15 protein-coding genes are annotated in these 12,908 nt (G+C 49.0%); 12 read left to right on the plus strand and 3 right to left on the minus strand.

Features of this window, described 5'->3' with window-relative positions; translation table 11 throughout:
• Nucleotides 1-295: 295 nt before the first annotated feature.
• The 3 genes from ACMHKJ_RS03500 to ACMHKJ_RS03510 all read left to right on the plus strand — a co-directional run bounded on the left by ACMHKJ_RS03500 (nt 296) and on the right by ACMHKJ_RS03510 (nt 2,817).
• Complete coding sequence (locus ACMHKJ_RS03500) at nt 296-1,081, plus strand: endonuclease/exonuclease/phosphatase family protein (protein ID WP_413492113.1); 786 nt, start codon at nt 296-298, stop codon at nt 1,079-1,081.
• Nucleotides 1,082-1,222: 141 nt separating this feature from the next.
• Nucleotides 1,223-2,410 carry an NAD(P)/FAD-dependent oxidoreductase gene (locus ACMHKJ_RS03505; RefSeq protein ID WP_413492114.1) on the plus strand — a complete coding sequence of 396 codons (1,188 nt, stop codon included), beginning with the start codon at nt 1,223-1,225 and terminating at the stop codon, nt 2,408-2,410.
• A gap of 14 nt (nt 2,411-2,424) precedes the next feature.
• Nucleotides 2,425-2,817, plus strand: a complete 393-nt coding sequence (locus ACMHKJ_RS03510) for a helical membrane plugin domain-containing protein (protein WP_067368292.1) — start codon at nt 2,425-2,427, stop codon at nt 2,815-2,817.
• A 60-nt stretch (nt 2,818-2,877) separates the two neighbouring features.
• On the opposite strand, the gene ACMHKJ_RS03515 is transcribed toward ACMHKJ_RS03510, so the two are convergent.
• The gene (locus tag ACMHKJ_RS03515; RefSeq protein ID WP_413492115.1) at nt 2,878-4,314 is read right to left on the minus strand and encodes an amino acid permease; all 1,437 of its coding nucleotides are present in this window, start codon (nt 4,312-4,314) and stop codon (nt 2,878-2,880) included.
• A gap of 148 nt (nt 4,315-4,462) precedes the next feature.
• Here ACMHKJ_RS03515 and queE point away from each other — a divergent pair, with 148 nt between their 5' ends.
• On the plus strand, nt 4,463-5,134 hold the full coding sequence (gene queE / locus ACMHKJ_RS03520) for a 7-carboxy-7-deazaguanine synthase QueE (RefSeq protein ID WP_413492449.1): 672 nt from the start codon (nt 4,463-4,465) through the stop codon (nt 5,132-5,134).
• 121 nt (nt 5,135-5,255) lie between these two features.
• Here the strand turns inward: queE and queD are convergent, their stop codons facing one another.
• Entirely contained in the window at nt 5,256-5,618 is a 363-nt protein-coding gene (queD, locus tag ACMHKJ_RS03525) for a 6-carboxytetrahydropterin synthase QueD (RefSeq protein ID WP_413492116.1), read from the minus strand.
• A 269-nt stretch (nt 5,619-5,887) separates the two neighbouring features.
• Between queD and ftsB the strand changes: the two genes are divergently transcribed.
• Genes ftsB through truD form a run of 4 tightly spaced genes read left to right on the plus strand, consistent with a single transcriptional unit; the run spans nt 5,888 to nt 8,527 of the window.
• Nucleotides 5,888-6,202, plus strand: coding sequence for a cell division protein FtsB (gene ftsB / locus ACMHKJ_RS03530; protein WP_413492117.1), 315 nt, complete (start codon nt 5,888-5,890; stop codon nt 6,200-6,202).
• 26 nt (nt 6,203-6,228) lie between these two features.
• Nucleotides 6,229-6,996 (plus strand): 2-C-methyl-D-erythritol 4-phosphate cytidylyltransferase, encoded by a 768-nt coding sequence (ispD, locus tag ACMHKJ_RS03535; RefSeq protein WP_413492450.1) that lies wholly within the window; start codon nt 6,229-6,231, stop codon nt 6,994-6,996.
• Between the two features lie 8 nt (nt 6,997-7,004).
• Entirely contained in the window at nt 7,005-7,484 is a 480-nt protein-coding gene (ispF, locus tag ACMHKJ_RS03540) for a 2-C-methyl-D-erythritol 2,4-cyclodiphosphate synthase (RefSeq protein ID WP_413492451.1), read from the plus strand.
• On the plus strand, nt 7,481-8,527 hold the full coding sequence (gene truD / locus ACMHKJ_RS03545; protein WP_413492118.1) for a tRNA pseudouridine(13) synthase TruD: 1,047 nt from the start codon (nt 7,481-7,483) through the stop codon (nt 8,525-8,527). Before ispF ends, truD begins: the two co-directional genes overlap by 4 nt.
• A gap of 64 nt (nt 8,528-8,591) precedes the next feature.
• On the opposite strand, the gene ACMHKJ_RS03550 is transcribed toward truD, so the two are convergent.
• Complete coding sequence (locus ACMHKJ_RS03550; protein WP_413492119.1) at nt 8,592-8,993, minus strand: YfeK family protein; 402 nt, start codon at nt 8,991-8,993, stop codon at nt 8,592-8,594.
• Nucleotides 8,994-9,162: 169 nt separating this feature from the next.
• Between ACMHKJ_RS03550 and surE the strand changes: the two genes are divergently transcribed.
• From surE to rpoS, 4 genes are all read left to right on the plus strand, one after another.
• Nucleotides 9,163-9,924, plus strand: a complete 762-nt coding sequence (gene surE / locus ACMHKJ_RS03555) for a 5'/3'-nucleotidase SurE (protein WP_413492120.1) — start codon at nt 9,163-9,165, stop codon at nt 9,922-9,924.
• On the plus strand, nt 9,921-10,547 hold the full coding sequence (locus ACMHKJ_RS03560; protein WP_413492121.1) for a protein-L-isoaspartate(D-aspartate) O-methyltransferase: 627 nt from the start codon (nt 9,921-9,923) through the stop codon (nt 10,545-10,547). Before surE ends, ACMHKJ_RS03560 begins: the two co-directional genes overlap by 4 nt.
• Nucleotides 10,548-10,688: 141 nt before the next feature.
• The gene (gene nlpD, locus ACMHKJ_RS03565) at nt 10,689-11,798 is read left to right on the plus strand and encodes a murein hydrolase activator NlpD (protein WP_413492122.1); all 1,110 of its coding nucleotides are present in this window, start codon (nt 10,689-10,691) and stop codon (nt 11,796-11,798) included.
• 50 nt (nt 11,799-11,848) lie between these two features.
• Nucleotides 11,849-12,850, plus strand: a complete 1,002-nt coding sequence (gene rpoS, locus ACMHKJ_RS03570; protein ID WP_413492123.1) for an RNA polymerase sigma factor RpoS — start codon at nt 11,849-11,851, stop codon at nt 12,848-12,850.
• Nucleotides 12,851-12,908: the final 58 nt, after the last annotated feature.

Consider the following 12,908-nt stretch of genomic DNA (forward strand, 5'->3'; position numbering starts at 1 on the left):
TGACAGATATTATAAAAACAACTGAATAAACAACACCGCCGCCGTTTTTTCCTCCGCTGATATTCCCCGGTTATCCTTCTCCTGGACAATGTTGCATAACTTAAAGTAAGAGCCACCGGGAAAATTGCCGGAATAATACTCCGCTGGAACATATCTTCCGCAGTAGTATGTGATAAAAAAAGAAATAGACGAATTTACACAGAAAGACCACTCAGTACCGTAAAGTATGTAATAAAATTTGTTAAGATAACGGACACAGATAACGGGTGTAGACGCAAATAACCTGAGGGTCGTGTTGAACAAGAAAAAAACCTGGTCAGTCCGCTATGTTGCAGGGCTTCCGGCTCAGCAAATTCCACCTATGTCAGCAGATATGTTGGGATCCCGGCTTCCGGTAGGCTTACCTATCTCCACACCGGCGCAACCTATTCGTGTTGTCGTCTGGAATATCTATAAACAGCAGCGACCAGACTGGCAGAAAACGCTTGATAAACTGCTGTGTGACACACATCTGGCTTTATTACAGGAAGCCCAGCCATCGCCGGGATTGGTTAATCTATCGGCAAAACATCTGCTTATAGCGGATCAGGTTCCTGCGCTCCGCTTTCAGCAGCACCCTTCAGGTGTGATGACACTCGCAACTTCGCATCCTATCTATTGCTGTCCGCTACAGCAGAAAGAGCCGTTATTACGTCTGGCAAAATCGGCTCTGATTACGGTTTATCCGTTACCGGATGGTCGCCAACTGATGGTAATAAATGTTCATGCAATTAATTTTAGTTTTGGTGTAGATGTGTACCGCCGTCAGTTAAATACGATTGGTTCGCAGATCCGTTGTCATATCGGACCGGTTATTATGGGCGGGGATTTTAATACCTGGAGCAGGCAGCGAATGAATATATTGAAACGGTTTGCCCGAACCCTGCGTCTGAAAGAAGTTATTTTCCCCCATGACATCCGAACCAAGGTATTCGGGCATCCGCTGGACTATTTATTTTATCGCGGATTCAAATTGATACAGTCAGATGTCATGCTGACTGATGCCTCGGATCATCATCCTTTGATTGCAGAATTTCAATAATAAGAACCGTATCATATAAATGATATATTAATATAAATTATGTAAGTAAATATAATTATCAACCTGCTATAGTTAAACCGGTGTTATTGTTTTGTGTTGTTTATTTAATTTCATTGTTAAATAATTTACCGGAGAAACTAAATGCAGCGTATTGTCATTGTAGGTGGCGGGGCTGGCGGCACGATGGTCGCGAATATCCTGACTAAGAAGTTGTTAAATGATATTTATCAGAAGAAAGTAGAGGTTGTACTGATTTCAGACAGTGAATGGCACTATTATAAACCTGCGTTTATGTATGTTGCGTTTAATCTGTATCAAAAAGATGAGTTACGTAAATCTCAACGCTCTCTGCTGCGTCCTGAAATTAAGTTTGTCCATGATCGGGTTGAGCATTTTGATTTTGCTTCGCAGACATTGCAGGGAAAAAATGGCACAAAATACGGCTATGACTATCTTGTTATTGCCACCGGCTGTCAGCCAAGACCTGAACGTATCTCCGGGATGAAAGAAGCTGCCGATCATTTCTATCAGTACCAACCTGCCCGTCAGCTGGCAGAAAAACTGGCTAAGTTTGAGAAAGGCCGGATTTTCATTACAGTCTCTTTCCCGAATACACCGAATGTTCCTCATCAGTGCGGTATCGCCCCGATGGAAACGACACTGATGCTGGATGATTATTTCCGCCAGCGCCGTGTCCGTCAGGATATCGAGATTGTTTATACCTACCCGACCGTCTCCCAGTTATTACGCAACTGTCTGTTTATGCAAAAGGATGTGTGTGAAGTTCTGCCGGCTGTTTTTCAGGAGCGTGATATTCAGGCTCAACGCGGTTTTACCTTAGAACGCGTTTGTCCGGAGAAAAAAATCGCCTATTCGAAAGAGGGTGAAGAGCAGCCGTTTGACCTGCTGATAGGCACTCCGCCTATCTCAGCCGTCGAAGCAGTACGTAATACCGGACTGTGTGACGGCGATCCGGAAGAGGGATGGCTGCCGACTGATCCGGAAACATTGCAGGTTTATGGGCTGAAAAACGTGTATGTGTTAGGGGATACCGTGGATCTGCCGGTCAGCAAGGCTGCGGGCAGTTGTCATAACCAATCCACGGTTGTGGTGGATAATATTATCGGTGAGATGCGTTTCGGCTATACCACTGCTATTTATGACGGGCGTGTTCAGGCGGTAGCGCAGATGGGGCTGAATGCAGGTATGCCGCTTCAGTATGATTACAAACATGATGTTGTACCGACACCGCCGACAAAACTGGGCGGATTACTGCGCACCGGTTTTAACCGCGGGCTGTACTGGTCAACTGTCCGTGGCCTGGTATAAGAGAGGAACTGATAATGCCGACAACTGAACACAACACTGAACAGGCACCGCAGGCGCCGGAATTTTCTGCACAAACACGGGACAAACTGGCAGTATTAATGCAGATGAACCGGTTTGATAACGTGATAGATGCGCTCTCTTTAGTCGCCGACCTGGTTGATATCATCGGAAAGAACGAGGTGAGTAAGCTGGCAGATAATACAGAATCTGCCATTGCCCAGTTATGGGAAGGTGGCCTGGCACTGAATCAGGCTAAAATGGAGATGATGTATAATGATGAGAAATACAACTTCCGCAATACATACAAATTACTGAAAGATCCTGAGACATTAAAAGGTATTCACATGGTGCTCAGAACCTTGCAGATTATGGGATCCCGCGTTCAGCGTATTGACAGTGAACCCTGATTATCGATAAAAAAGGGGAGCTGATAGCTCCCCCGTTCTATGTTATGTCACTGATCGGAATTAATGCATAAACGGTAATGCACCGTTTACACGGTAATAATTAGTGATGAAACCAATGAGAGACAGTGCTATTAATGCAAGAATAGTGCGGGTCTTTTTATAGAAGGCCAGCGTCAGAATGACCACCCAGCCCATCCCTACAGCAAGTGCCACCCTGGTATCCGGGAAATAGCCCAGCAGTACGATAACAAAAACCATAAATACAATAGTGACAGCAGGTGCTACCGGCCACATCGGCACCGGGAACTTCAGGGTTTTGACTTCTTCCGGTGTCATCTGACGGCGCATTGCCACCTGGGATAACAGAATCATCAGCCAGACCCAGACGGTCGCAAAGGTCGCAATAGAGGCGATAATGATGAAGATTTTTTCCGGCACCAGATAGTTCAGCACCACACCGGCAAGCAGCACGATACTCATTACCAGCACTGTCATCCATGGTACGCCATTTTTTGTCAGCTTCATGAATGATTTAGGTGCCTGACCTTCCTGTGCCATGCCGTACATCATACGCCCTGCACCGAAAATATCGCTGTTGATGGCAGACACTGCCGCAGTAATCACTACCAGGTTCAGAATATTTGCCGCATAAGAGATATTCAGTTTTTCGAAAATCTGTACAAACGGGCTGCCGTTATGACCAATTTGGTTCCACGGGAAAAGACACATCAGGATAAACAGTGTCAGTACATAGAATAGCAGAATACGCAGCGGTACGGCGTTGATCGCTTTCGGAATGGTTTTTTCCGGATCCTGCGCTTCGCTCGCGGTGATACCGATAACCTCAATCCCGCCGAAAGCAAACATCACAATGGCAAGGGAGGCTATCACCCCACTTATACCGTTCGGCATAAAGCCGCCGAACTCCCATAAATTACTGATACCGGTAGGATGATCTGTTGCCTGACCAAAGCCGAATATCATGATGGCGGCACCACCGACAATCATGGCAATAATGGCGGTAACCTTAATGATTGACAGCCAGAATTCCATTTCGCCAAATATTTTCACGTGGCATAAGTTCAGCGCACCAATAAAGCAGACAATCCCCAGCACCCAAATCCATTGATCCACATCCGGGAACCAGAGTTTCATATAGAAGCCGAATGCAGTGACATCCGCGAGACACACGATGAGCATTTCGAAGACATAGTTCCAGCCGGTCAGAAAGCCTGCCAGCGGTCCCATATAATGGCTTGCATACTGTGAAAACGATCCCGGTACCGGATGGTGAACCGCCATCTCGCCCAGCGCACGCATTACCATAAATACGGCTGCGCCCCCGACAAGGTAAGCCAGCAGAACAGCAGGACCCGCCTGCTCAATTGAGGCTGCGGAGCCGTAAAACAGGCCGGTGCCTATCGCAGAGCCGAGCGCCATAAAGCGGATATGCCGCCCTGTCAGCCCGCGCTTTAGCGTGGTGCTATTTTCATTCATCTATTTATCCCGTCGCTGTCATGACATGCAGCGTTTTTTCTGGTGTGGAACGCGGTCAAATTCAGCCCGGTACTTTACCATAAAGAGTCATACCGGCGGGATAATTATCTGCAATAATAGAGCCTCAAACGCAAGGAAAAGATGAGTGATGCATTACCCAATTAATGAAATTTTTCAGACATTGCAGGGCGAAGGAGTATTTACCGGCGTACCGGCTATTTTTGTTCGTCTTCAGCGCTGTCCGGTCGGGTGCAGTTGGTGTGATACAAAACACACCTGGGAGCAGGACCCGGAAAAAATCTGTTCAGCTGATGTGATGATGAATAAAACACAGGAAGATGACCGCTGGGCATCTCTGAGTGCGCAAGACATTATTATGCAATTTACCGCGCAGGGTTACACAGCGCGGCATGTGGTGGTAACCGGCGGAGAGCCGTGTCTGTATGATTTGCAGCCACTGACAGCAGAACTGGAAGCGCAGGGCTGGCAGTGTCAGATTGAAACCAGCGGCACACAGCCGGTCTTGTGCAGTGAAAAAACCTGGGTTACGGTTTCTCCGAAAGTGAATATGCGGGGGGGTTATGATGTTTTAACCTCTGCGCTTATCCGCGCGGATGAAGTGAAACACCCGGTCGGGCGGCAGCGGGATATTGATGAGCTGGATTTATTGCTGGCGAAACTGCCGTCCGGTAAATATCCGGTGGTGGCATTACAGCCGATCAGCCAGAAACCGGCGGCAACGGAGCTGTGTATTAAAACCTGCATCGCCCGTAACTGGCGTTTTTCAATGCAGACTCATAAATACCTTAATATACTCTGAATAATTCGGGATGCCTGTAGGCTGGCTTTGCGCAGTCAACAGCATCCTGAAGTATGACAAGTATATCGCCTGATATCATCAGGACAATCAATGCCCGGCTGTCCGGACATTGATTATGTGATTATTGACCCCGGTAAACACAACCGGCGGTGCAGGTTTCTTTAACCATCACCGCACTCAGCAGCGGCAGCAGGGGTTTGGTCTGTTGCCAGATCCAGTGTGCCAGTACTTCGCTGGTCGGGTTTTCCAGCCCCGGGATCTCATTGAGATAATGATGATCCAGTCTGTCATAAATGGGCTTAAATGCCTGTTTCACCTCAGCAAAGTCAATCAGCCAGCCGGTATGGGGATCCACGTCACCACTCAGTTCAAGACGGATCAGAAACGAGTGTCCGTGCAGACGTCCGCACTTATGACCTTCCGGGACATGCGGCAGGTGGTGGGCGGCTTCGAACTGAAATTCTTTAAAAATAGTGGTGATCATGATGTTCTCCGGATGATGACGGACAAAAAATGGTATTTTACGCAAAAATAACCGGAAATGTTACCGATAAACGGCAAAGCAACTGACAAATATTGCTTATACCGCAGCCCTGTTTTATCTGTCGTCCGTGATTTTTGATTCAGTCCGGTATTGACGGATAAATACCGCTCCTGCTGAATGTTTACTGATCTTATTACGGAATAACCGAGGGAGTAGTAGCATCTGCGCCGATCTTATGGGAAGATTAGCCGATCTTTTCGGGGGCAGTGATGGGCAAACTGACGCTATTACTCTTAATAATTCTGGGCTGGCTGCAATATTCATTGTGGTTAGGGAAAAATGGTATTCACGACTATGTACAGGTCAGTGAAGACGTCGTTGCATCAGAACAGGTGAATGTGAACCTCAAAGCCCGTAATGAACAGCTGTTTGCTGAGATCGGGGACCTGAACGACGGGCTGGAAGCTATTGAAGAACGCGGGCGCAGCGAGTTAGGTATGATCAAGCCCGGTGAAAGCTTTTACCGCGTCCTGTCTGAAAAGCGGACTCCGCAAAATGTGCAGTCGCAAAGCCGTACTAACTAATCCCTATGATGATAATTCCTTCCGTAATGACCGGCTCACAACCGGCACCGGACATATCCGGTATTTCTGATCCCGTTCCGGTGACAGCGCTGATCCCCGCTGCCGGTATTGGTACGCGGATGCAGTGTGAATGCCCCAAACAATATCTTATCATTGCCGGAAAAACCATTTTAGAACATACCCTTGCCATCTTACTGGCACATCCCCGTATTTCACAGGTGGTTGTGGCACTGCATCCGGATGATACGGTGTTCAGGACTCTGCCGGTGGCACAACATCCCCGCATCCGGACAGTCACCGGTGGCGGCGAGCGGGCAGATTCAGTCCTGGCCGGTCTTGATTATCTGGCGGCTCATGTAACTGAAAAAAGCTGGGTTCTGGTTCATGATGCAGCGCGCCCCTGTTTGCATATCAGCGATTTAAACCGCCTGCTGGCTGTGCTGTCTGAAGAAAATATGGACGGACAGATCCGCGGGGCGATTCTGGCGTCGCCGGTTCGCGACACCATGAAACGGGGCGTGACATTATCCGGACATACAGGCATCGACCATACAGTGGATCGCACACAACTGTGGCATGCACTGACCCCGCAATTTTTTCCGCTTCATCTGTTGCGTACCTGTCTGCAACAGGCGCTTTCTCAGCGGGCGGTGATAACCGATGAAGCATCCGCACTGGAATTTTGTGGTTATCAGCCCCTGTTGGTTACCGGACGTGCGGATAATATTAAAGTCACACAGCCGGAAGATCTCGTGCTTGCCGGGTTCTACCTGTCCAATAACAATAAGGAATAAACATAATGATGAGAATCGGACACGGTTTTGATGTTCATGCTTTCGGCGGCGAAGGCCCGATTGTGATTGCCGGTGTGCGCATCCCTTATGAACAGGGGTTACTGGCACATTCTGATGGTGATGTTGCCTTGCATGCCGCGACAGATGCCTTATTAGGTGCGGCGGCGATGGGTGATATCGGTAAGTTATTTCCTGATACCGATCCCGCCTATAAAGGTGCGGACAGCCGTGTTTTGCTGCGTGAAGCATTCCGCCGCATTCAGGAAAAAGGCTATAAACTGGGCAACCTGGATATCACTATTATTGCGCAGGCCCCGAAAATGTTGCCGCATATCCCACAGATGCGAGTCAATCTGGCGGAAGATTTACAGTGTCACATGGATGACATCAATGTGAAGGCGACCACGACTGAAAAGCTCGGCTTTGTCGGACGTAAAGAAGGGATCGCCTGCGAAGTCGTCGTATTGCTTGTTAAGGTTGCACAATGAGCCTGAATGTCAGTTGGCTTCACGGAAAACCGGTTGCGACCGGCATATTAAAAGCACAGCCGGAAGATTTCTTTGTTCAGGAAGACCTGGGATTTGAGCCGGATGGCGAGGGCGAACATGTCATGGTGCGCGTCCGGAAAGCCGGCTGTAACACACGGTTTGTGGCGGAACAACTGGCAAAATTTTCTAAAATCGCAGCCCGATCAGTCAGTTATGCAGGGCTGAAAGATCGCCACGCAGTGACTGAACAATGGTTCTGCCTGCAAATGCCGGGCAAAGAGACACCGGATTTCAGTAAGCTGGAAGTGGAAGGCTGCGAAGTGCTGGATGTCACCCGGCAGAAACGTAAGTTGCGCATCGGTACACTGAAAGGTAATCACTTTACCCTCGTGTTGCGCCAGATTAGTGATCGTGCGGCTGTGGAACAGCGTTTGCAATCCATTACTGAGCAGGGTGTACCGAATTATTTCGGCGAACAACGTTTCGGGCGCGGTGGTCAGAATCTGTATTTTGCCCGCCGCTGGGCAAACGCAGAGATCAATGTAACCGATCGAAGCAAGCGCAGTTTTTATCTTTCTGCGGCGCGCAGTGCGATGTTTAACTCGGTGGCAGATGCCCGCATTACTCAGCATTTACAGGCAACAGTGCTGTCCGGCGATGCGGTACAGCTTGCCGGTCGCGGCAGTTGGTTTGTTGCACTGACGGATGAACTGGCAGATGTACAGCAGCGCCTTGATAACCGGGAGTTGCGTATTACGGCACCGTTACCGGGTAAAGGTGATTTGGGTACTCAGGATGCTGCGCTGATATTTGAAACGGAACAATTGGCTGACTGGCAGACATTATGGCAGTTGGCGGCAAATGAAGGGGTGGAGAATACCCGCCGCGCCGTCATGCTGTATCCGGAAAATTTTGTCAGTGAATGGATAGATGACGAAACTGTCCGGCTTTCGTTCTTCCTGCCGGCAGGCTGTTTTGCGACCAGTGTTATCCGCGAAGTGATTGAGCTGGCAGCCGATCAGGCTGCAGAGTTCAGCGAATAGTTAAGCAGGTAGCTCAGAGAATAAAAACGGGCAGGTGATACGATCACTTTGCCCGTTGTATTTTTTATTGTGCTTTCACGGCTTTATCTGTCTCTGACAGTAATTGTGTCAGATATACCTGTGCATCAACAGGCGGTTGCCCCGGAAGTTTCACCTGATAGGGCGTTCCGGTAATGGAGGACTTTGATGCTACGTTATCCACAAATTGTTCTGCGGTTTTCAGCCGTTTTTTAGTTTTTCCCAGTTTCAGCCGCAGGTGAGACTCTGCCTCTGCGGCATTATGCTCACTGCCATTGCGGATAAAGAGTAGTTGTTCCTGCTTACCGACAGCAATCAGTAAATTATCGACTCTGGTCTCTTCCTGCGGAGTCAGCGCAAACGCTTCAGATACCAGTAAAAGACCCGCAGTCAGCGCCGTAATAATGACGGAAAAAAAGCGGACTGTTTTTTTGTGCGGTGTATACATTCAGAGATCCTGTCAGTCATAACAAAGTTATGAAAAGTATCATGGCGATAAATATGTAAAAAGCAATCAGACTAAATCTGTTATAACGCTTTTTTATCGCTGTTAACTTGATAAAATAGTTTACCATTGTGAAAGATAATCTGTTGCTGATAAAGAAAAGGATACCGTTTTGCTGCGAATTCTGGTGAGTAATGATGACGGCGTCAGTGCGCCGGGGATCCGGGCGCTCTCTGAGGCGCTGCGGCGTACTTATCATGTGCAGGTTGTCGCCCCCGATCGCAACCGCAGCGGGGCATCTAATGCCCTGACGCTTGATCGTCCGTTGCGGACAGTCATTCATGAAAACGGTGATATTGCGCTGGTGGAAGGGACACCGACAGATTGTGTTTATATCGGTGCCAATCATCTGATGCGTCCGCGCCCGGAAATCGTTGTTTCCGGCATTAACTGCGGGCCGAACCTGGGTGATGATGTTATTTACTCAGGAACGGTTGCCGCCGCCATGGAAGGACGGCATCTCGGGTTACCGGGAATTGCCGTTTCACTCAACGGTGACACACATTATGATACCGCCGCACAAATCACCTGCCGCCTGCTCGCCATGTTACAGCAGGTTCCGTTGCGGGCGGGCAATATCCTCAATGTGAATGTGCCGGATGTACCACTCAGTGAAATCAAAGGAATCAAAGTCACCCGTTGCGGCACGCGCCGGGCGCCGGACGTGGTGTACACTCAGTTGGATCCGAAAGGCAATCCGCTTTACTGGCTGGGGCCTCCGGGTGATAAACTGGATACCGGACCGGATACTGATTTTGCTGCAGTGGATGCGGGTTATGTTTCCATCACCCCCCTGCAGGTTGATTTGACCGCTTATAATGTACAGGCAAAAATTGAAGACTGGCTGAAAAAAACAGGAGAGGCAGAGGAATGATCCGCCGGGTAGTACTGGATCTGATAACACAGTTACGTCAGGCAGGGATCCGCGATGAACGTCTGTTACAGGCGATGGCGGCTGTCCCCCGGGAAAATTTTGTCGACGAAGCCCTGACTCACAAAGCGTATGACAATACGGCATTGCCGATAGGCTACGGGCAGACAATCTCCCAGCCTTTTATGGTGGCGAGAATGACAGAACTTCTGCAACTGACGCCGCAGGCACATGTGTTGGAAATCGGTACCGGTTCCGGCTATCAGACAGCTATCCTCGCGCATCTTGCCGCTCACGTTTATTCTGTGGAGCGGGTCAAAGGGCTGCAATGGCATGCCCGGCGCCGTTTAAAACAGCTGGATCTGCATAATGTTTCTGCCCGCCATGGTGATGGCTGGGAAGGTTGGTCATCCCGTGCCCCGTTTGACGGTATTATTGTTACCGCCGCCGCCAGTGAAGTGCCGGTCGCACTGCTCAATCAACTGGCGGATAACGGGCGGATGGTGGTGCCGGTCGGTGAACAGCAGCAGACTCTCAAATTTATCCGTCGTCAGGGCAATGATTTTCATACTCAGTCGATCGGAACTGTCCGGTTTGTTCCTCTTATCCATGGTGATTTGGAATAAAAATGGCGATTTCAGTAACAACACTTTTTCATTTCGCTTAGTATCTGTTTTAATAATACAATCCTGCCATGCAGACGATTTTCGCATGGCGATTTTCTGATTGTCAGTTTTCGCAACCTTTCCAGTTTTGGGAGAAGAAATATGAACTCAAGAAACCCTATGAAAACAATGCGATGGGTTGCTTTTGGGTCGCTGGCGAGCACGGTTTTGGCCGGATGCTCAACGCCGTATCATGCCGCACCAATCAGTAGTGTGGAAGAGAGCAGCAGTGCGCCTGTGATGACGGCGGGTAATGACAACAATAATTCTTCGGTTTCCACACCGATGCCGGGACGTCCGCAACTCAGCTCAGAAAATTCACAGCCTGTGAGCCGGACAGCGGTACAGCAACAGCCGCGTTCCGCAAATATTCAGACCAGTAATGATGGTCGTATCCGCTATAACCGGGATTATGAATCTATTCCGAAAGGCAGTTACAGCGGAAATACGTATACCGTTCAGCGCGGTGACACCTTATTTTATATCGCTTATATTTCCGGATCTGACTTCCGCGAACTGGCATCACAGAACAATATTCCCGAGCCTTACGGCCTGAACGAAGGGCAGGTGATACGGTTAAGCAATGGCGGCGGTAATAACATTGCACCGGTCAGCGGCGGCACTCAGATAGCAACAAATAAGAATACTCCGCAAAACAGGGTGGTTGATTCTCAACCAACTAATGCGTATTCTGAATCAGCAGGCGCAACATCAACCGGCGGTAAGATGCTGTCACCACAGGTCACCGCACAAGCGAAGGGTAACTCAGGCGCAGTCACACCAGCCGTCGTTAAGTCACCTTCAGTCACAACCAGCGCGCCTGTTGCCGTAAATAGTGGTTCCTTTAAATGGGGCTGGCCAGCGGAAGGCAATGTCATTTCCAACTACACAGGACCTACCAGCGGTAACCGGGGTATTGATATCGGTGGTACACGTGGACAGCCTGTTTTTGCTTCAGCGCCGGGTAAGGTGGTTTATACCGGCAATGCGTTACGCGGTTACGGCAATCTGGTTATCATCAAACATAATGATGATTTCCTGACGGCATACGCACATAACGACACCATTTTGGTTAAAGATCAGCAGGATGTTGCTGCCGGTCAGAAAATTTCCACAATGGGCAGCAGCGGAACCACATCAGTCAGATTACATTTTGAAATTCGTTACAAGGGAAAATCAGTCAACCCGTTGCAGTATTTACCGCAGCGATAAACGGCAGAACAGCTTGTTCTGCCTGAATTATCTAGGGTAGGAGCAAGCTGATGAGCCGTAATTCACTGAACGTTAACGAGTCATACGACGAAACATTTGTCGCAGAGCAAGCTGAAACTGAGGAAGAAGAGGCGCTGTTTGATGAAAAACAGCAGTCAGAAGAGGCGGAACAGGATGACCTCAGCTCTGATATTGAGTTATCACAGAATGTCAGTCAGCGTGTCCTGGATGCCACTCAGATTTACCTGGGTGAGATAGGCTTTTCACCACTGCTCAGCGCAGAAGAAGAAGTTTTTTTTGCACGACGCGCATTGCGGGGCGATCCCGCTTCGCGTCAGCGTATGATTGAAAGTAACCTCCGTCTGGTGGTTAAAATCTCACGTCGCTACAGTAACCGTGGTCTGGCGCTTCTGGATCTTATTGAAGAGGGAAACCTCGGATTGATCCGCGCAGTCGAAAAATTTGATCCGGAAAAAGGATTCCGTTTTTCAACCTATGCCACCTGGTGGATCCGTCAGACTATCGAACGGGCTATCATGAACCAGACCCGCACCATCCGCCTGCCAATTCATATTGTCAAAGAACTGAACGTTTACCTGCGAACCGCCCGTGAATTAGCACAAAAACTTGACCATGAACCTACTGCGGAAGAAATAGCACAACAGCTTGATCGTCCGGTGGATGATGTCACCCGTATGCTGCGTCTTAATGAGCGCATTACGTCAGTGGATACGCCGGTCGGCGCGGATTCAGATAAAGTGCTGCTGGATATTCTATCTGATGAGAATGAGGTCACGCCGGAAAACCGCCTTCAGGATAACAATATGCAGCAGAGTATTGTTAAGTGGCTGTTTGAGCTCAATCCGAAGCAACGGGAAGTTCTTGCGCGCCGTTTCGGGCTGCTGGGCTATGAAGCGGCAACACTGGAAGACGTGGGGCGCGAAATAGGATTAACCCGTGAGCGTGTGCGTCAGATTCAGGTGGAAGGATTACGCCGCCTGAAAGACATTCTGCATAATCATGGGTTATGTGAGAATTCATTATTCAACTAATTGACTGGCTGAATAATGGCTCTCAAAATCGTCACGAGTAATAAGTTAACGAATACTA

It is taken from the genome of Morganella psychrotolerans, from assembly GCF_965118875.1.
GTDB classification, from domain to species: domain Bacteria; phylum Pseudomonadota; class Gammaproteobacteria; order Enterobacterales; family Enterobacteriaceae; genus Morganella; species Morganella psychrotolerans_C.